The sequence below is a fragment of the Streptomyces chrestomyceticus JCM 4735 genome (assembly GCF_003865135.1).
Classification (GTDB): domain Bacteria; phylum Actinomycetota; class Actinomycetes; order Streptomycetales; family Streptomycetaceae; genus Streptomyces; species Streptomyces chrestomyceticus.
This window is the reverse complement of the sequence record NZ_BHZC01000001.1, coordinates 2318882-2337047: the sequence shown is the minus strand read 5'-3', so window position 1 is coordinate 2337047 and position 18166 is coordinate 2318882. Positions and strand designations below refer to the sequence as shown.

The following is an 18166-nucleotide window of genomic DNA, read 5'->3' as shown; positions in this document are numbered from 1 at the left end:
CGCTTCCATGCCCCATGCCCAGCTCGACCCGCAGGCCCGTCAGGACCTGGCCCTCGCCGTCGTCGAGGCCAAGATCCGCAAGGATCTGACCTGGCAGGAACTGGCCGACGCCACCGGCCTGTCCGTCGCGTTCGTCACCGCGGCGCTCCTCGGCCAGCACGCCCTGCCCGCCGACGCCGCCCGGGCCGTGGCCGAGCGCCTGGACCTGGACGAGGCGGCGGAGCGGCTGCTGCAGACGATCCCGCTGCGCGGCTGCATCCCGGACGGCATCCCCACCGACTCCACCCTCTACCGCTTCCACGAGATGCTGCAGGTCTACGGCACCACCCTCAAGGCCCTGATCCACGAGAAGTTCGGCGACGGCATCATCAGCGCCGTCAACTTCCGCCTGGACATCCAGAAGGTGGACGACCCCGAGGGCGGCTCCCGCGCGGTGATCACCCTGGACGGGAAGTACCTTCCGGCCGCACCGTTCTGATCCCGCCGCCCGCCGGCCGTACGGCCCACATGGACCGTACGGCCGGCGGAACGGGGTTCTCCGGTGCGGGAGGAGCCGCGCCCCCGCCGGTCAGGCCTCGCGCGGCGACAGCTCGCCCATCGGGGACCAGCCCTCGGCGGCGATCTCGTCGCTGATGATCTGCGGGGTGGTGGCGATGGCGCCGGCCATGGTGTCCATCGCCTTCCGGAAGTGCTCCGAGTTGACGTGCTGGTCGCCGGCCTCGCGGTCCGCGAAGCCCTCGACCAGGACGAACTGGCGCGGGTCGTCGACGCTGGTCGACCACTCGAAGAACAGGTTGCCGGGCTCCTGCCGGGTGGCCTGCGTGAAGTCGTCCACCAGCGACAGCCACGAGTCCTGGTACTCGGGCCGGACGGTGAACTTGACGACGATGAAGATCATGCTGGCTCCTGCGCTGGTACGGACCGGCTGCGCCTGCGCGGCCGGGCGGGCTGCCGCCCGCGTCGTCCCCATGGTGGGCGCCCCCGCCCGCCTTCCGAAGAAGGATCGCCGCGCATTCCGGCCCTCCCGGAAAATCCGCCGCCGCGCGGCCGGGGAGGCGCCCGGGGCGCCGGGAAAATCCGGTGCGCTCCGGCGGCCTGGCGTGTTCGGATGCTCGCCGGTGAAGTCGAGCGGAAGGCGGCAACGGCATGGCGGAAGCGGAGATCTGCGGTACGGCATCGGACGGCGGGGCGACGGCGACCGCGCGGCGCACCGTACCGCGCCTGGAACTGCCGCGCCCCACCGGCCGCCGTGCGGTGGGCGTGCGCACCGTCCACCTCGTGGACGACGCGCGGAAGGACCCCTTTCGGCCCGGCCGGGTACGGGAGCTGATGGCGCACCTGTGGTATCCGGCGCAGGCGGGAACCGGCCAGGTACCGGGCCGGTACGTCTCCGAAGCGATGTCCCCTCTGGTGGTCGACGCGTGGGAGGAGGAGCCCGGCTGCTCCGGACTGCCGCGCGGCACGGCGGCCGGCATCCTCGTGCACGGCACGGCGGACGCGCCGCCCGCCCCGGACGCACGTGGCTGCCCGCTGGTCCTGCTCTCGCCCGGCCACTCCCGGTACCGCGCGGACCTGACCGCGCTCGGGAGGATCTCGCGAGCCGCGGATTCCTGGTGGCCGCCCTGGACCACCCCTCGGACGCGATCGGCGTGGAGTTCCCGGACGGCCGGATCGTGCCGTACCGGGAACCGGACGGGCTCGCGGACGGCGACACCGGCGACCTCTCCGGCCGCTACCTGGACGTACGGGTCGCCGACCTCCGCTTCGCCCGCGCCCGGCTGAGCGATCCCGGGTTCTGGTGGCATGCCCATCTGGACCCGTCACGGACCGGCGTCGCGGGCCATTCGCTGGGCGGCGCGGCGGCGGCCGAGGCCATGCGGCTCGACCCGGGCTTCACGGCCGGGGTGAATCTGGACGGCATCCCGTACGGCGATGTCCTCCGCACGGGTCTGGAACGCCCTTTCCTGCTGTGCCAGTTCACCCCGGACGACCCGGAGTTCCCGGAGGAGACGCGGAGCTGGGCGCGGTTGTGGAGCGTGCTGCGCGGGCCGCGGCACCATCTCCTGGTGTCCGGGGGCGGGCACGCGTCGCCCACCGACCTCGACGTCCTTGCCGGACCCCTCGGCTACCGGGAGTTCACCGAAGCCGAGGACTACGCCTTCGCGCTCGGGTCCCTGCCCGGCGGCCGGGGTACCGAGATCACCCGGGCGTGCGTGGGCGGGTTCTTCGAGGAACACCTGCTGGGCGCCGACGGGTTCCCGCACACGCTGCCGCCCGAGGTCGCGGTGGTGGGCTGAGGGACGCGGGATTCACGATCACTGCGACGGCTCGGGCAGACCCGGGCCGTCGCAGTGCACGTTCCCGGCCGGGACGGTGCCGCCGACGAGGTACGCGGCCACCGTGGAGTCCACGCAGGAGTTGCCGCGGCTGGCGAAGACGCCGTGCGAGTAGTCGTGGTGCAGGGTGACCAGCCGGGAGCCGGGCAGCGTGCGGCCGAGGGCCCGCGCACCGGCGATCGGCGTCACGGGGTCGTGCGCGGACGCCACCAGCAGCGCCGGGGGCGCCGTGGGGCTGCCGAGCCGGGTGCGCCCGTCGGGACGCGTGTGCCAGTACGCGCAGCTCGCCGCCTCCAGGCCGGTCAGTACGGGCTGCGGGTCCAGGCGCCGCAGCCCACGGATGTCGGCGAGGACCCGGCCCGGCGTGGGCCCCGGACCGTCGGCGCACTTCACGGCCCGGTTGGCCGCCTCGTACGTACGTGACTCGGGTCCGTCGAAGGGCGCGGCGGGGCGGAGCCGGTCGACCACGCCCTCGTCCAGGTAGGCGCGGAGCCCGTCGCCCAGGGCGGTCCAGCGTTCGGTGCGGCCCAGGGCGCGGTAGACGCCACGGTCGAAGGCCGCCGCCCCGAAGCCGGCCACCGGGCGTGCGGTCAGGCCGTCGCGCGTGCGCAGGTAGGCGGCGCGGACCTCGCGCGGGGTGGTGCCGAGCCGGAAGCGGGAATCGTGCCGCGCCAGCCAGCCGAAGAGCACGTCGCGCTGACGCAGCATGGCACGCGCCTGCCGTACGTCGAACGCGTGCCAGTCCTCCGGACCGACCACGCTGTCCAGCACCAACTTGTCCACCCGGTCCGGGAACTGCGCGGTGTACGCGGCGCCGAGGTAGGTGCCGTACGAGACGCCGAGGAAGCTGATGCGCGGCTCCCCGAGCGCGGCGCGGACGGCGTCCATGTCGCGGGCGGTCTCGGTGGTGGACAGGTGGGGGAGGGCGTGGCCGGTGCCTGCGGCGCAGTCGGCGGCCAGTCGTCGCTGGGTGTCGAGGTAGGCGCGTTCGCCGGGACGGTCGTGCGGTACGGGGTCGGCGGCCGGGCTGTCGAAGAGCCCGCCCATCGGTCCGCAGTCGGCGGGTGTGCTGTGCCCGGTGCCGCGCGGGTCGAAGCCGATGACGTCGTAGGCGCGGCGTACCGCCGCCGGGAGTTTGGCGCGCTTGGTGACGGCATACGGGAGGCCGGAGCCGCCCGGACCGCCGGGGTTGACCAGCAGGACGCCGCGCCGTTCGGCGGGCGTCCCCGAGGCCCGGACGCGGGAGACGGCGATCCGTATGTGCTCTCCGCCCGGGCGGGTGTGGTCCAGCGGCACGCGCACCGTGCCGCATTCGACGCGGTCGGGCGCGGGCGGCGTGGGGACCGAGTCCGGGCAGGCGCCGAAGTGCAGGGGCTGGGCGGCGGAGGTGGCGAGGCCGGTGGCGGTGGTTCCGGGGCCGACGGAGGTGGCGGGTTCGGCGGTGGCGGTGCCGGTGGTGAGCGGTACGGCGCAGGTCAGGAGCGCGCAGAGCAGGGCGGTGCGGCGTAGGGCGGGAGGCATGGGGCTCGCATTCGGTGAGGGCGGGGCCGTGCGGTGGAGGGGGTGACGGCAGGCGTCAGGGAGGCGGGCGGCCGAAGGGAAAGGCCGACCCAAGAGGTGACAATGAAAATCATTACGGTTAGCATCGCGTTCGGTCAACACCGCACCGCGGCACCGGGGGCCTCCCCACGGCGTGCCCGGACGCGAAACCGCCTGCGCAGAAGGAGAGTTGTGGCGCATCTGCTGATGGTCGAGAGCTGGGTCGGGTCGATGGGCAGGCTGCTGCCCCGCGCCCTCCGCGAGGCCGGACACGACTTCACCTTCCTCACCCGCGACCTGCACCACTACCTGCGGGCCGCCCCCGAGGGCACCGCCCACCCGCTGCTGGCGGCCCGCAACGTGATCACCGCCGACACCAACGACACCGACACGCTGCTGCCGTACGCCGAACGCCTGCACACGGCGACGGGCTTCGACGGCGTCCTCAGCTCGTGCGACTACTACCTGCCCACCGTGGCGCGCATCGCCGCGTACCTCGGCCTGCCCGGACCCGCGCCGGAGGCCGTGGAGGCCGCCTGCCGCAAGGACGCCACCCGGCGCGCCCTGGAGGCGGCCGGAGTCCCGGGCCCCCGGTTCGCCGTGTGCGCCGACTGGGCGAGGACCGCCGAGGCGGCGCGCGAGATCGGCTTCCCGCTCGTCCTCAAGCCGGTGGACCTGTGCGCCGGGATGTACGTACGGCGGGTGGACGACGAGGCGGAGCTGGCCCGCGCGCACCGCGCGCTCGCCGGGTTCCCGGTCAACGCGCGGGGGCAGTTGCGGGCCCCGGTGGTGCTGCTGGAAGAACTGCTCGACGGGCCGGAGGTCAGCGTCGAGACCGTGTCGTACGGCGGCGCGGCGCACGTGGTCGGGGTGACCGACAAGAGTGTGGGCGGCGCCCCGGCGTTCGTCGAGACGGGGCACATGTTCCCCGCCGCGCTGAGCGCCGCCGACGCCGGAGCCGCGGCGGACACCGCGTGCGCCGCGCTCAAGGCGCTGGGGCTCGACCAGGTCGTCGCGCACACCGAGATCAAGCTGACCGGGGCCGGGCCGCGCGTCGTCGAGGTGAATCCGAGGCCCGCCGGCAACCGCATCACCGAACTGGTCCGGCATGTCACCGGCATCGACCTGGCGGCGGCGTTCGTCGAGGTGGCCCTCGGCCGCACACCGGACCTCACGCCACGCGAGACCGGGCTGCGCAGCGCCGCCATCGGCTTCCTCGTGCCCGAGCGCACCGGTGTGCTGGAGGGCATCTCCGGGGCCGCCGGGCTCGACGCGCGGCCCGGTGTGCTGGAGGTGCAGCTTGCCGAGGCCGGCAAGACCGTCAAGGACACCGGCAGCAACAACGGATACCTGGGGCATGTCATGGCCGGTGACGGCGAAGGGGCGGGTGCCCGCGCTCGCGTCGAGGAACTGCTGGCCGGGCTGTGTCCGCAGGTGGTGGAGGAACGATGAGCCCGCTGGGACAGGGGGCGGCGGCCGACGGTGCCGTGGCGGACCGCGCAGTGCGGCCCGCGGCGGCCGGGCTCCCGGACCTCGTACGCCGCGTACGCGCCGGAGAGCTGGGGCCCGACCCCCGTACGCAGAAGATCGCGGTGGCCTTCACCACCAGCCAGGCCGTACGCCACGAAGGGCGCAGCGGCGGCTACCGCAACGAAGTGCTCAGCCTGCGTCTCGGCAGCGCGGTGGGGTCCTGCGCCGTGGAACCGGGCGCGCTGCCCGCCGCCGCGATCGACGAGTGTGTGGGCGCCGACATCGCGACGCTGCTCGACCATCCGCTGGCGCCGGTACGGATCGCCGCACTGGACGCGTACCTGATGCACGCCCTGCCGCACACCCCCGCGAACGGCGCGCGGCCGTGGGCGCTGCCCGCCGGCGACTCGCTCGCCAAGTCCCGGGCCCGCGCCCGTGGCGTCGCCGGGCTGCTGGCCGTCGCGCCCGGCCGTACCGTCCTGGTCGTCGGCGTCGTCAACTCGCTGCTGGAGGCGCTGCGCGCCCGCGGCCTGGTCTGCGTACCGTGCGACCTCAAGGGCGGCCGGACCGAGTGGGGCGAGCCGGTCCGTACCGACGCGCTCGCCGAACTGGACGGCTGCGACGCGGTGCTGGCGTCCGGCATGACGCTGGGCAACGGCACCTTCGAGCCGCTGCGCGCCCACTGCGAGCGGTACGGGAAGCCGCTGGTGATGTTCGCCCAGACCGGCAGCGCCGTACTGCCGCGCCTGCTGGGCGCCGGAGTGAGCGCCGTGTGCGCCGAGCCGTACCCGTTCTTCTGGCTCGACGGCGGACCCGGCGTCGTCCACCGCTACACCGGCGACGACGGGTATGCGCTGCTGGGCCGGGGAGGCGACCGATGACCGCCGCCGTACTGGGCGCACCCGCCGCCAACCGGGAGCTCCTCGCCCTCGTCGGCCGAACGCCGCTGGCCCGGGTCACCGGCGACCTGCCCTGCCCGCACCCCGGCTTCTGGGCCAAGCTGGAAGGGCTCGGCGCGGGCGGCATGAAGGCGCGCGCCGCCGTGTCCATGCTGCTCGGCGCCCGCGAGCGGGGCGAACTGCGGCCCGGCGCGCCGGTCGTGGAGTCCACCTCCGGCACCCTCGGCGTCGGCCTGGCCTTCGCCGGGCAGGCGCTCGGCCACGACGTGATCCTGGTCTGCGACAGCGAACTGGAACCGTCCATGCGCCGGTTGCTGCGGGCCTACGGCGCCCGGCTGGAGATCGTCGACCGGCCCGCCCCGGAAGGCGGCTGGCAGGCCGCCCGGCTCACCCGGCTGCGCGAACTGCGCACCGTGCTCCCGCACGCGTACTGGCCCGACCAGTACAACAACCCCGACAACGCGGCCGGTTACGCCTCACTCGCCGCCGAGATCGCCGCCGACCTGGACCACCTCGACGTCCTGGTGTGCAGCGTCGGCACCGGCGGCCACAGCGCCGGGATCATCGGCCCGCTGCGCCGCCACTGGCCCGCGCTGCGCCTCGTCGGCGTGGACGCCACCGGCTCCACCATCTTCGGACAGCCCGCCCGGCCCCGCCTGATGCGCGGCCTCGGCAGCAGCATCCACCCGCGCAACGTCGCCTACGGGGCCTTCGACGAGGTGCACTGGGTAGGGCCCGCCGAGGCCGCGGACGCCTGCCGACGGCTGGCCCGGGGCAGCTTCGTCAGCGGCGGCTGGAGCACCGGCGCCGTCGCCCTGGTCTCCGCCTGGGCGGCCCGCGTGCACCCCGGCGCGGTCGTCGCCACCGTCTTCCCCGACGGCCTGCACCGCTACCTCGGCACCGTCTACGACGAGGACTTCGCCGCCGCGCACGGCCTGGACCGGCAGCCCATCTCCACCCGTCCGGTGGAGATACCGCATCCCAGGGCGGCCGAGGCCATCGGCTGGGGGCGCTGCACCACGGTCGTGGACCCGAAGGCGGCGACGGTGGGGGAGGGCGTCGCATGAACGTCACGCTGCGCGTCGTACGCCTCCAGCTCGCCGAACCCCTGCGCATCTCCCGCTCCGTGACGACCGAACGGAACGCCGTCTGGATCACCATCGGGCACGGTGGTCTGCGTGGTCACGGCGAGGCTGTGACCAGCGTGTATTACGGGCTCGACACGGACACGCTGCGCCGGCTGCTGGCCACGGCCGGCGCGGAACTCGGCCGCTTCGCCGGCCCGGAGAGCGCCCTCGACGCCCTGCGGGACGGCGAGCTGCCCGCGCCCGGCACGCCGCCCGCCGTCACCGCCGCCGTCGAGTCGGCCCTGCTCGACCTGGCGGGCAAGCGGGCCGGGCAGCCGGTGCACCAGTTGCTGGGGACCGTGGCACGGCCGGTCGCCGCCACCGCCCGCACCATCGGCATCGTGTCCGCCGAGCGGGCCCGGACGCAGGCCCGCTGCCTGGCGGAGAGCGGCTTCACCGTCCTCAAGATCAAGGCCGGTACGGCGGACCCCGAGGACGACCTCGCCCGCGTACGGGCCGTACGGGACGCCGCGCCCTCGGCGGCGCTGCTGCTCGATCCCAACGGCGCCTGGACACCGGAGCAGGCCCGGCACCTGCTGCCGCGCTTCGCCGCACTGGGCGTCGAGGCCGTCGAACAGCCCACCGTCCCGGGCGACCCCGAAGCGCTCGCCCGGCTCGCCGCGCACTCTCCGCTGCCCCTCATCGCCGACGAGGACGCCGTGTCCCCTGCCGACGTCGAACGGCTGGCCGGGCGGGTGCAGGGCGTCAACGTCAAGCTCGCCAAGTGCGGCGGCGTGCACGCGGCACTGCGCATCGAGGAACTGGTCGCGGGCAGCGGCACCCGGCTCATGCTCGGCTGCCTGACCGCCGGCACCCTCGGCATCGCCCCCGCCGTCCACCTCGCCGACCGTGCCCGCTGGGTCGACCTCGACGGGCACCTGCTGCTGGCGCACGACCCGTGGACCGGCATCGGCGGCACCGACGGGACCGTACACGCCGGGACGGGGGCCGGGCTGGGGGTACGGCCGGTGCCGCCGCGCGCCGCGCCGGCCGTACCCGCTCCGTCCATCGCACAGCCCTCAGTACAGCCCGCAGTACAGAAGGAAAGGCACCACCGTGAAGACGTGGAGTGAGATGCGGGCCTTCCCGCTCGCCATCCGGCTCCTGCTGGTCAACCAGCTCGGCGTGAACATCGGCTTCTACCTGCTCATCCCGTACCTCGCCACGCACCTCGGCGCGGACCTGGGGATGTCGGCCGCGGTCGTCGGCATCGTGCTGGGCGTACGCAACCTCAGCCAGCAGGGCCTGTTCATCCTCGGCGGCTCGGCCGCCGACCGGCTCGGAGCACGCGGCGTGATCATCGCGGGCTGCGCGCTGCGTACCGTCGGCTTCGCCCTGTTCGCGCTCGGCGACGGGCTGCCCGTCCTGCTGGCCGCCTCCATACTCAGCGGGCTCGCCGGGGCCCTGTTCAACCCGGCCGTGCGCGCCTACCTGGCGGCGGAGGCGGGGGACCGCAAGGCCGAGGCGTTCGCCCTGTTCAACATCTTCGCGACGACCGGCGCCCTGGTCGGGCCGCTGATCGGCAGCGCCCTGCTGCTCGTCGACTTCCGGGCCTCCGCCCTCACCGCCGCCGCGATCTTCGCCCTGCTCACCGCCGCCCAAGCCGTCGTACTGCCCGCCCGAGAGGTGCCCGCCTCCAAGGGCAGCGTGCTCAGCGACTGGCGCGAAGTCCTGGCCAACCGGGCGTTCCTGGCCTTCTCCCTCGCCATGGTCGGCATGTTCACCATGGAGAACCAGCTCTACCTGCTGCTCCCGGACGGCGCCCGCAGGGCCACCGGCTGGGACGGCGCGGCGGGCATCGTCTTCCTGGTCGGCACACTGGCCAACCTCACCCTCCAGATGCGCATCACGCGTTCCCTCAAGGAGCGTGGCAGCCGGGCGCGTTGGGTGGCCGTCGGGCTGGCGCTGATGGGCGTGGCGTTCGTCCCGCCGATGGCGGTCGCCAGGACGTCCGGAACAGGCGGCGGCGTGGGCGGGGCCGCGCTCGCCCTCGTACCCGTACTGGCCGGGGCGCTGCTCCTGTACGTCGGCGTCATGATCGCCCAGCCGTTCGTCATGGAGCTGATACCGGAGTTCGGCCGCGCCGAACTGACCGGTACCTACTTCGGGATCTTCTACGTCGTCTCCGGCATCGCCGCCGCCGTCGGCAACACCGTCGTCGGCTGGGCCATGGACGCGGGCGGGCACGGCGGCGCCGCCTGGCTGCCCTGGGCGTGCTGCCTCGCCTTCGGCCTCCTGTCGGCGGCCGGCGTCGGCTGGCTGCACCGGCTGCGGGCCCTGCCGGTACGGGCCGTGGCGGTGGCGGCATGACGGACAGCGTGGCCGCCCGTAATCTGCTGACCGACAACCCGGCCCTGTACGAGGCCCGGTTCCCCGACCCGGAACGGCTCGCCGCCCGCTGGACCGAGGACGTCCTGCGCCGGTACGGCGCCGGGCCGCACGTCCTCGACATCGGCTGCGGCACCGGGCGGGACGCCGCCCACCTGCACACCCTGGGCCGTACGGTCGTCGGCGCCGACGTCTCGGACGCGATGCTGGCGTACGCCCGTAGCCACCACTCCGGTCCTCGGTACGAGCGCGCCGACCTGCGCGGATTCGACGCGACGGACCTCGCTCCACAGCCGTTCGACGCCGTCGTCTGTCTGGACAGCGCGCTGCTGTACTGCCACACCAACGACGACCTCGACGGCTTCCTGGACTCCTGCCGCCGCGCCCTGACACCCGGCGGGCTGCTGGTCGCCGAGATGCGCAACGGCGCGTTCTTCCTCGGCCGTACGGAACTGCTGGACGCACCGGCCATCCGAGGTTTCGAGTGGGAGGGCACCGTATACCGGTCCGTCACGACGCTCACCGTCGACCGGTCGGCCCAACTGCTGCGCCGACGCCGGGTCTGGACCACGGAGGACGGCACACCGCCGGTCGAACAGCACTCCGCCTGGCGACTGCTGTTCCCCCAGGAACTGCGGTACGCGCTGGCCGCGCACGGGTTCACGGTGTTGGCGCTGCATGACGGGCCCGGTCCCCGGACGGAACCGCCTTGGCGGCCCGAGTTGGCCTCGGTCCCTGTCGGCTTCGCCGGTACGGCCGCGTCTTCTGGTGGCTCTGCCGACGGCGACCGGCTGCACCTCGTGGCCCGACGGGGCGACGGCTGACCGCCCACCGCTTCCTGCCCGTACCTGTCCTTTCCTGCCCTGCCCTGTCCCTTCCTGCGCTGCCTTCCTGCTCACCCACTCACACGAGGCGAGACCCACCATGACCGAACTCCCTCCCACCGACCGGGAAACCGCCGTCCCGCCCGGCCTGCGGCGGCGCGGCTTCCTCGCCGCGACCGCGGGCGCCACGGCCACCGCGGGGCTCGTCCTGGCCGGCTGCGGTACCGGATCCGGCTCGTCGGGCACCGGCGGTGGCACGCCCCGGCGCGGCGGGCGGCTGCGCGCCGCCTTCGCCGGTGGCGGCGCCTCCGAGACCCTCGACCCGCATCTGGGCAACCTCTTCGCCGACGTCGCCCGCGCCAAGGCTCTCTACGACAAGCTGGCCGACTGCGGTACCGACATGTCCGCCCGTCCCCGCCTGGCCGCCAAGTGGGAGCCCAACGACACCCTCGACCGCTGGCGGATCACCCTGCGCAAGGCCGCCTTCCACAACGGCAAGCCGGTCACCGCCGAGGACGTCCTCTACAGTTTCCGCCGCATAGCCGACCCCAAGAAGGCGTACCGCGCCAAGGCGTCCCTGGAGCCCATCGACCTGGCCGCCAGCCGCGCGGTCTCCCCGGACACCGTCGAGTTCCGCCTCAAGCGCCCCACCGCCGAATTCCCCAACGTGCTGGCCGCGTTCGGCGCGTACATCGTCCCGGCCGGCACGACCACCGCGGACTTCGCCCGGCTGGTCGGCTCCGGCCCCTTCCGCTTCGTCTCCTTCACCCCGGGCCGCTCCTGCGTCGTCCGGCGCAACGACGCTTACTGGGACGGCGCGCCGCACCTCGACGAGCTGGAGTTCGTCGTCGCCAACGAGGAGTCCGCGCGGGTCAACGCCCTGCTCGGCGGCCAGGTCGAGTACGCGCACGAACTCAACCCCACCACCGCGCGCGCCCACGAGGGCAAGGGCCAGATCGAGATCGTCCGGCTGCGCAACAGCGCCATGCAGTCCTTCGCGATGAAGACCGACCGCGCGCCCTTCGACGACAAGCGGGTCCGCGAGGCGTTCTTCCTCATCGCCGACCGCAAGGAACTCGTCGACGGCGCGCTCTCCGGTGCCGGCGAGATCGGCAACGACCTGTTCGGGAAGGGGTACGAGTACTACGCCGCCGACCTGCCGCAGCGCCACCAGGACCTCGACCGGGCCCGCCACCTCCTCAAGCAGGCCGGTGCCGAAGACCTGCGCCTCACCCTCGACACCTCGCCCGTCGCCGCTGGATTCACCGAGGCGGCCGGCATCTTCCGCGACCAGGCCGCCAAGGCGGGCGTGACGATCCAGGTGAAGTCCGGCAGCAAGGACAGCTACTGGAGCGACATCCTCGACTCCGGCACCCTGTGCTGCTACCGCTCCGGCGCCATGCCCATCGAGTCGCACTTCTCGCAGCGGCTGCTGAGCGGTTCGACCACCAACGCCACCAAGTGGCGGCACAAGGACTTCGACGCCCTGTACCAGCAGGCCCAGTCCACCAAGGACAAGAAGGAACGGGCGGCGGTGTACGGGCGGATGCAGCGCCGCCTGTACACCGAGGGCGGGTTCCTGGTGTGGGGTTTCGCGGACTGGATCGTCGGCACCTCCCGCCGTGTGCGCGGCGTGGCGCACGACGCGCCCGCGAACACCCTGGACTGGGCCCGCTTCGACAAGGTGTGGCTGGCGTGAGCGCACCCGTCGCGCCGCCTCGGCGGCTGGCTGATCGTGCTGGGCGTGGCGGGCATGGTGGGAGTGCCGGACGTGCTGGACGTGGCGGGCGAGACGGGCGCGCCGGCCGTGCCGTGTCCGTCGTACCGGCTGTGCTGCGCTCCTGGCTCGCCCGCCGGCTGCTGCTCGGTGTCGCGCAGACCGCCGCCGTCGTGCTGCTGGTCTTCGTCCTCACCGAGGCGCTGCCCGGGGACGCCGCCGTGGCCTTGGCGGGCGACCAGCCCGACCCGGCCCGCATCGCGGCCATCCGTACGGAGATGGGCCTGAACCGCCCGGCCGCCGAACGCCTCGCCGACTGGGTCGTGGGGCTGCTCCACGGCGACCTCGGGACCTCGCTGACCTCCGGCCGGCCCGTTGCCGCGTACCTTACCGACGGTTTCGGCCCCACCCTGCTGCTCGCCGCCGTGACCGTGGTGCTGCTGGTGCCGGCCGGGGTGGGGCTCGGTGTCCTGGCCGCGCGCCGCGAGGGTTCCGTCGCGGACCGGCTGGTCAGCTCCATGACCCTCGCGGTGTACGCCGTACCGGAGTTCGCCCTCGGCGTGCTGCTGGTCACCCTGTTCGCCCTCCGGCTGGGCTGGCTGCCGCCGACCGCCGTCGGCTCCGGCGGCGACCTGCTCGCCCAGCCGGCCGTCCTCGTCCTGCCCGTCCTCGTGCTGCTCTCCCGCCCCGTGTGCTCGATCAGCCGCCTGGTACGGGCCGGGATGATCGACGCGCTGCGTTCCCCGTACGCACGGCAGGCGGCCCGCTACGGGCTGTCCCCGGCGCGCGTCCGGTACGCGCACGCCCTGCCGAACGCCCTCGCGCCCGCCGCCCAGCAACTCGCCCGTACCGTCGACTGGCTGCTGTGCGGAGTGATCGTCGTGGAGGCGCTGTTCGTCATCCCGGGCCTGGGCACCGTCCTGATGAACGCGGTCGCCGAACGCGACGTCCCCGTGGTCCAGGGCCTGGCCGTGGTCTTCGGCCTGGTCGCGGTCGTCCTCAACCTCGGCGCTGATCTGGTCGCCCGCCGGCTCGCGCCCCGGGCGGGGGTGGCGGCGTGATGCGGAGGTTCGGTGGTCCGGTTGGGCGGTGGTCCGGGGTGGTGCGGAAGTTCATGCGTCCGGCTGGGGGGCGGCAGCCCGGTCTGGCCGGACTGCTGATCGCAGGTGTTCCCCTGCTCCTCGCCCTCCTCGGGCCGCTGCTGGCGGGCGACCCCGGCCCGCGGTCCGCGTCCTTCACGCTCGGTGGCGGCCACTGGCTCGGCACCGACTTCGTCGGCCGCGACGTGGGACGGCAGATCCTGCTCGGCGGGCAGTCGGTGGTGCTCGTCGCCCTGGCCGCCACCGCCCTCGCCTACGCGGTCGCCGTCCCGCTGGGGCTGGCCGCCGCCCTCACCCACCGCACCTGGCTCGAAGAACTGCTGATGCGCCCACTGGACGTACTGCTCGCGGTGCCGTCACTGCTGCTGATCCTCCTGGTGGCCGCCGTCTTCTCACCGGGTGCCGCGGGACTCGCGCTGCTGGTGGCGCTCGTCAACATCCCGGACGCGGCCAGAATCGTCCGCGCCGCTGCCTCGGAAGCAGCCGCGCGCCCCGCCGTCGAGGCGCTGCGCATGCAGGGCGAGACCTGGTGGCGTACGGCGATCGGCTACGTCGGCCGGTCGGCCCTGCGCACCTTCGCCGCCGACGCGGGCGTCCGCCTGACCGGCGTGCTCTACCTCGTCGCCACCGCCGCGTTCCTGGGCGTCGGCGTGGAACCGGACGCGGCGGACTGGGCGGTCATGGTCGACCGCAACCGCACCGGACTCTTCGTGCAGCCATGGGCCGTTGTGGTGCCCGCGCTGCTGATCGTGGCGTTGTCGATGGGCGGGAATCTGGTCGTGGATGCGGTGCTGGGAGGGGAGCAGCGGAGGCGGTCGGGGGCGGCCGCGCCTGATGCGCGTCATGCGCCTGATGCATCTGACGTGCCTGATGTAACTGACATGCCTGATCTGTCTGATGTGGCTGATGTGGTTGATGTGAAGGAGGGGCGCCGGTGAGCGTGGCAGCGGACGTCGTCGCCGAGGTCGAGGACCTGCGGGTGGAGGTCGGCGGCCGGGCCGTCGTCGACGGAGTGAGCCTGCGGGTCCGCGCGGGAACGGTGACCGCCCTGGTCGGCGCCTCCGGCAGCGGCAAGACCACGACCGGACTGGCCCTGCTCGGCGCCTACCCGCCGGGCGCCCGGGTCTCCGGGACGGTGACGGTCACGGACCGCCTGGTCGGCCACGTACCGCAGCACCCGGCAGCGGTCCTCAACCCCGCCCGCCGGGCCGGTGCCCTGCTGACCGACATCGCCCGTACCCAGGTACGCCACCTCCCGCGCCGCGAGCGCGCCCGAGCCGCCACGGCCCGTATCAACGAGGCGCTCTCCCGCGCCCAACTCACCGACCCCTCCGAACTCTTGCGCCGCTACCCGCACCAGTTGTCCGGCGGCCAGCAGCAGCGCGTCGTACTCGCCCAGGCCCTGCTGCTGGGCGCCCGCGTCGTGGTCGCCGACGAACCGACCACCGGACAGGACGCCCTCACCAAGCGCCGCATCGTCGCGGAGCTGGTGTCGGTCGTCCGGCAGGGCATCGGCGTCCTGCTGCTCAGCCACGACCTGGACGTGGTGCGTGAACTGGCCGACGAGGTCGTGGTCCTGAAGGGCGGACGGGTGGTCGAAGCGGGGCCGGTGGAACAGGTGGTGACGAGCGCGCGGCATGCGTGGACGCGCCAGTTGTTCGGGGCGGAGGAGGGGAGTGGCGCCGTACCTGGGGTGAGGGGCGACACCGGGCCTGACGCGCCCCCGGAGGGGAAAATCGATGCCGATTCCAGCCCCGGTGCGGCCCTGGAAGTGCGGAGCGAGACCGATGCCGTCCTCGAAGTACGGAACCTGGCCGCCCACCACCGCGGCGGCGGTGCCCGTCGTACCGTCGACGTGCTGTGCGACGTCTCCCTGCGCGTCCGGCCCGGTGAACGGGTGGCGGTCGTCGGTCGTTCCGGCAGCGGCAAGACCACGCTCGGCCGGTGCCTGGCCGGGCTGCACCGTACGTACGACGGCGAGGTCCACCTCGACGGCGTACCGCTGCCCCGCAGCCTGCGCAACCGTACGCCCCGACAACTGGCAGCGGTGCAGTACGTGTTCCAGGACGCGCACTCCTCCTTCGACGAACACCGCACGCTGCTGGCGCAGGTCGCGCGCACGGCGGTACGCCTGCGCGGAGCCATGCCCGCCGACGCCGCGCGGGAGGCGGAAGCGCTGCTCGCGGAGGTCGGGCTCCGTGAGCAGCATTTCCACAGCCGTCCGGGCCGGCTCTCCGGAGGCGAACTCCAGCGCGCGGCGCTCGCCCGCGCCCTGCTCGCCCGCCCCCGTGTCCTGGTCTGCGACGAGATCACCTCGGGCCTGGACACGGTGACCCGGCGCACCGTCCTCGCCGTCCTCGACCGACTGCTGCGCGACCAGCCGGACCTGGCCCTGGTGTGGATCACCCACGACCTGAAGACGGCCGCCCGCACCGACCGCATCCTGGTGCTGGACACCGGCGACGTAGTCGAAGAGGGGCCCGCCACCCGGGTCCTCACGGCTCCCGGACATCCCTTCACGGCGGCTCTGGTCGAGGCATCGGGCGAGGGAGGTGGGGCGATCCGGGGAGCGCGTACGGCGACACGGGCTCAGGACTTCTGACGAAAGTGGTGGGCTTGACCTCGTCGGAGATCGGTGCCGTGGGTCGGTCTCGCGCATCGGTCTCGTGGATCGGTCTCGTGCATGAGGCCGCCGGGTGGCGGGACGCGGTAAGCCGTGCGACCGCAGGAACGATAAATCCGGCGACCGCGGCGATCATCCCCGGGATACTGGACGCCCATGGATGAGGTCAAAGTCGTCGTCGCCCATTCCGAGCGAGCGACCCTGCGCGTCGGCGACGTGTTCCTGAAGGTGGACGCCGATCAGGCGCGCATCGACGCCGAGGTCGAGGCGATGTCCCGCGCGCCGGTCCCGACCCCGGAGATCCTGTGGCGCAAACCGCCTGTACTTGCGATCGCCGCACTCCCGGGGAGCACGCTCGGGCGCCTCGGCGGGCCGACGACCGGGTCGCCGACGGCATGGGCCGCGGCGGGCGCCGCCATCCGGAAGCTGCACGACGCCCCGCTGCCGCCCCGGCCCGGCCGGGCAGGCCGGAGCATCGACGCGCTGGCAGCGGAACTCGACGCCGAGTGCGAGTCGCTGGTGACGAGCGGCCTCCTACCCGCCGACCTGGTCACCCGCAACCACCAGGTCGCCCAGGCCGCACTCCGGCCGTGGACTCCGTCGTTCACACACGGCGACCTCCAGATCGCCCACGTCTTCATCCACGGCGACGAGGTCACCGGCATCATCGACTGGTCCGAGGCAGGCCAGGGCGACGCCCTGTACGACCTCGCCACCTTCACACTCGGACATGAGGACCACCTCGACGACGTCCTCGTCGGCTATGGCACCGACATCGACCTCGACGTGATCCACGCATGGTGGTCGTTGCGAAGCCTGCTGGCAGTCCGCTGGCTGATCGACCACGGCTTCGACCCCTTCGCACCGGGCTGTGAGGTCGACGTGCTGAGGTCCCGGATGTGAAACTGTGCGGGCCTGGCTGCTCCGTATGCGTTCTGCCGCATCAAGCAGGCTGACCCTCGGGGCGATCCCCCCCGTGACCCAGCGGTACACGCCCAAGCCGAAGCCGTGCCCGGCGGTCGGCGTACGGGCGCCCGGAGCGGCGCAGTGGCCGGCCGCGCTTGCCGGGGGCCGGCGGGACGGTCCGCATCAGCGGAACCTGTTGGGCTCAGCCAAGTGTCGCCGTTGCGACTGCCGCCGGTGGTGATCGCCGCGACCGGGATGCCGTGCGCTTCGACGATACGGCGGTGCTCGCTTCCCACCTTGCCCCGGCCCACGAGCCCGCCCTCGGTGGCCGGTCCACCAAGGGCGGGCTGGTGGCTGACCCGCCCACCATCGCGCGGATGTGACCGGCGTCGACCGCTGCGCGGGCGAAACCCAGCAGGTCTGCGGCCCACAGCTCGGGCAGCAGCAGCCCGTACAGCCACTGCACTGCCAGAACCCGGCTCCGTCCCAGTCCCGCAGCCGTCACCAGCGGTCAAGGGCGCACAGAAACCCTCTCTCCTACGCCGGGCCGTCCGCGGCCGGTTTGCGGGCCATAAGGAAGGCTTGGGCCGTCCGCTCGGCGAACCTGCCCTCATAGGGCTCGCGTACCAAACGGGCACGCACGGGCAGGCCCGCCCGGTCCAGCAGGTCGGCCATCCGGTCCGGGTGCCGCCGGTGGAATTCGAGTGAGATCTGCCGGCCGAAGGCTTCCTCCATGCGCAGCGGCTCGTCTCCCACCTGGAAGGCGGCCAGCAGATAACCGCCGGGCGCGAGCACCCGGTGAAACTCGGCGAACGCCTCCGGCAGCAGCTCCAGCGGTACGTGGATGGTCGAGTACCAGGCCACGACACCGCCGAGACTGTTGTCGGGGAGGTCGAGGGCCAGCATGGAGCCCTCGGCGAAGCGCAGGCCCGGGTGCTGACGGCGGGCCACCGCGAGCATGCCCGGCGACAGGTCGATGCCGGAGACGGACAGGCCCAGGCCGGCCAGATGTGCGGTCACCCGGCCGGTGCCGCAACCCACATCGGCCACAGGCCCGCCACCGGCGGCCTGTACCTCCTCGGCAAAGCCGGCGAGCATCGCCCGGTCCAGCGGCTTCGCTTCCAGATCGCCGTGCTCGAAGGCGAGGTACTCGTCGGCTATGGCGTCATAGGACCGCCGGGTGTCCTGCAGGAAGTCTGGTTCGGTCATGGAGGAGGACCCTACTGCCCGCGCCACGGCCCCGCCCCGCGGCCTGATGTGTACTTGATACCGAGCCCTCCTGCTCAGCGGCTCGTCC

General features: G+C 73.5%; 16 protein-coding genes. 13 read left to right on the top strand and 3 right to left on the bottom strand.

Features of this window, described 5'->3' with window-relative positions; all coding sequences use genetic code 11:
* Positions 1-7: 7 nt before the first annotated feature.
* Positions 8-478: a cyanase gene (gene cynS, locus EJG53_RS09635; RefSeq protein WP_125044519.1), complete on the top strand. Its 471-nt coding sequence runs from the start codon at positions 8-10 to the stop codon at positions 476-478.
* A gap of 90 nt (positions 479-568) precedes the next feature.
* Here cynS and EJG53_RS09630 read toward each other — a convergent pair whose 3' ends face one another.
* Entirely contained in the window at positions 569-898 is a 330-nt protein-coding gene (locus EJG53_RS09630; RefSeq protein WP_125044518.1) for a putative quinol monooxygenase, read from the bottom strand.
* 715 nt (positions 899-1613) lie between these two features.
* Here EJG53_RS09630 and EJG53_RS09620 point away from each other — a divergent pair.
* A complete protein-coding gene (locus tag EJG53_RS09620; protein ID WP_167515085.1) occupies positions 1614-2297 on the top strand; it encodes an alpha/beta hydrolase in 684 nt (227 codons plus the stop codon).
* Positions 2298-2315: 18 nt separating this feature from the next.
* Here EJG53_RS09620 and EJG53_RS09615 read toward each other — a convergent pair whose 3' ends face one another.
* Positions 2316-3857 carry an alpha/beta hydrolase gene (locus tag EJG53_RS09615; protein ID WP_125044515.1) on the bottom strand — a complete coding sequence of 514 codons (1542 nt, stop codon included), beginning with the start codon at positions 3855-3857 and terminating at the stop codon, positions 2316-2318.
* A gap of 210 nt (positions 3858-4067) precedes the next feature.
* On the opposite strand from EJG53_RS09615, the gene EJG53_RS09610 reads away from it, so the two are divergent.
* From EJG53_RS09610 to EJG53_RS09560, 11 genes are all read left to right on the top strand, one after another.
* Positions 4068-5327, top strand: coding sequence for an ATP-grasp domain-containing protein (locus tag EJG53_RS09610; RefSeq protein WP_174856389.1), 1260 nt, complete (start codon positions 4068-4070; stop codon positions 5325-5327).
* Positions 5324-6226, top strand: coding sequence for a Rossmann-like domain-containing protein (locus EJG53_RS09605; protein WP_244955074.1), 903 nt, complete (start codon positions 5324-5326; stop codon positions 6224-6226). Before EJG53_RS09610 ends, EJG53_RS09605 begins: the two co-directional genes overlap by 4 nt.
* The gene (locus EJG53_RS09600) at positions 6223-7311 is read left to right on the top strand and encodes a PLP-dependent cysteine synthase family protein (protein WP_125044514.1); all 1089 of its coding nucleotides are present in this window, start codon (positions 6223-6225) and stop codon (positions 7309-7311) included. Before EJG53_RS09605 ends, EJG53_RS09600 begins: the two co-directional genes overlap by 4 nt.
* Positions 7308-8444 carry a dipeptide epimerase gene (locus tag EJG53_RS09595; RefSeq protein WP_125044513.1) on the top strand — a complete coding sequence of 379 codons (1137 nt, stop codon included), beginning with the start codon at positions 7308-7310 and terminating at the stop codon, positions 8442-8444. Before EJG53_RS09600 ends, EJG53_RS09595 begins: the two co-directional genes overlap by 4 nt.
* Positions 8428-9681 (top strand): MFS transporter, encoded by a 1254-nt coding sequence (locus EJG53_RS09590; RefSeq protein WP_125044512.1) that lies wholly within the window; start codon positions 8428-8430, stop codon positions 9679-9681. The genes EJG53_RS09595 and EJG53_RS09590 overlap by 17 nt, the downstream gene beginning before the upstream one ends.
* The gene (locus tag EJG53_RS09585) at positions 9678-10523 is read left to right on the top strand and encodes a class I SAM-dependent DNA methyltransferase (RefSeq protein WP_125044511.1); all 846 of its coding nucleotides are present in this window, start codon (positions 9678-9680) and stop codon (positions 10521-10523) included. The genes EJG53_RS09590 and EJG53_RS09585 overlap by 4 nt, the downstream gene beginning before the upstream one ends.
* A 100-nt stretch (positions 10524-10623) precedes the next feature.
* Positions 10624-12222 carry an ABC transporter substrate-binding protein gene (locus EJG53_RS09580; protein WP_125044510.1) on the top strand — a complete coding sequence of 533 codons (1599 nt, stop codon included), beginning with the start codon at positions 10624-10626 and terminating at the stop codon, positions 12220-12222.
* Positions 12223-12335: 113 nt separating this feature from the next.
* Positions 12336-13301, top strand: a complete 966-nt coding sequence (locus EJG53_RS09575; RefSeq protein WP_244955073.1) for an ABC transporter permease — start codon at positions 12336-12338, stop codon at positions 13299-13301.
* 53 nt (positions 13302-13354) lie between these two features.
* Positions 13355-14278, top strand: a complete 924-nt coding sequence (locus EJG53_RS09570; RefSeq protein ID WP_244955072.1) for an ABC transporter permease subunit — start codon at positions 13355-13357, stop codon at positions 14276-14278.
* A complete protein-coding gene (locus tag EJG53_RS09565) occupies positions 14275-15942 on the top strand; it encodes an ABC transporter ATP-binding protein (protein ID WP_125044509.1) in 1668 nt (555 codons plus the stop codon). The genes EJG53_RS09570 and EJG53_RS09565 overlap by 4 nt, the downstream gene beginning before the upstream one ends.
* Positions 15943-16119: 177 nt before the next feature.
* The gene (locus EJG53_RS09560; RefSeq protein ID WP_125044508.1) at positions 16120-16866 is read left to right on the top strand and encodes a phosphotransferase family protein; all 747 of its coding nucleotides are present in this window, start codon (positions 16120-16122) and stop codon (positions 16864-16866) included.
* Positions 16867-17406: 540 nt separating this feature from the next.
* Here the strand turns inward: EJG53_RS09560 and EJG53_RS09555 are convergent.
* Positions 17407-18078, bottom strand: a complete 672-nt coding sequence (locus EJG53_RS09555) for a class I SAM-dependent DNA methyltransferase (protein WP_125044507.1) — start codon at positions 18076-18078, stop codon at positions 17407-17409.
* Between the last annotated feature and the right edge of the window lie 88 nt (positions 18079-18166).

Bases quoted from the DNA above. Each gene is read 5' to 3' on its own strand.
- EJG53_RS09570 (WP_244955072.1), top strand. From the start codon at position 13,355: ATGCGTCCGGCTGGGGGGCGGCAGCCCGGTCTGGCCGGACTGCTGATC.
- EJG53_RS09580 (WP_125044510.1), top strand. From the start codon at position 10,624: ATGACCGAACTCCCTCCCACCGACCGGGAAACCGCCGTCCCGCCCGGC.
- EJG53_RS09615 (WP_125044515.1), bottom strand. From the start codon at position 3,857: ATGCCTCCCGCCCTACGCCGCACCGCCCTGCTCTGCGCGCTCCTGACC.
- EJG53_RS09585 (WP_125044511.1), top strand. From the start codon at position 9,678: ATGACGGACAGCGTGGCCGCCCGTAATCTGCTGACCGACAACCCGGCC.
- EJG53_RS09560 (WP_125044508.1), top strand. From the start codon at position 16,120: ATGGATGAGGTCAAAGTCGTCGTCGCCCATTCCGAGCGAGCGACCCTG.
- EJG53_RS09555 (WP_125044507.1), bottom strand. From the start codon at position 18,078: ATGACCGAACCAGACTTCCTGCAGGACACCCGGCGGTCCTATGACGCC.
- EJG53_RS09605 (WP_244955074.1), top strand. From the start codon at position 5,324: ATGAGCCCGCTGGGACAGGGGGCGGCGGCCGACGGTGCCGTGGCGGAC.
- EJG53_RS09630 (WP_125044518.1), bottom strand. From the start codon at position 898: ATGATCTTCATCGTCGTCAAGTTCACCGTCCGGCCCGAGTACCAGGAC.
- EJG53_RS09595 (WP_125044513.1), top strand. From the start codon at position 7,308: ATGAACGTCACGCTGCGCGTCGTACGCCTCCAGCTCGCCGAACCCCTG.
- cynS (WP_125044519.1), top strand. From the start codon at position 8: ATGCCCCATGCCCAGCTCGACCCGCAGGCCCGTCAGGACCTGGCCCTC.
- EJG53_RS09600 (WP_125044514.1), top strand. From the start codon at position 6,223: ATGACCGCCGCCGTACTGGGCGCACCCGCCGCCAACCGGGAGCTCCTC.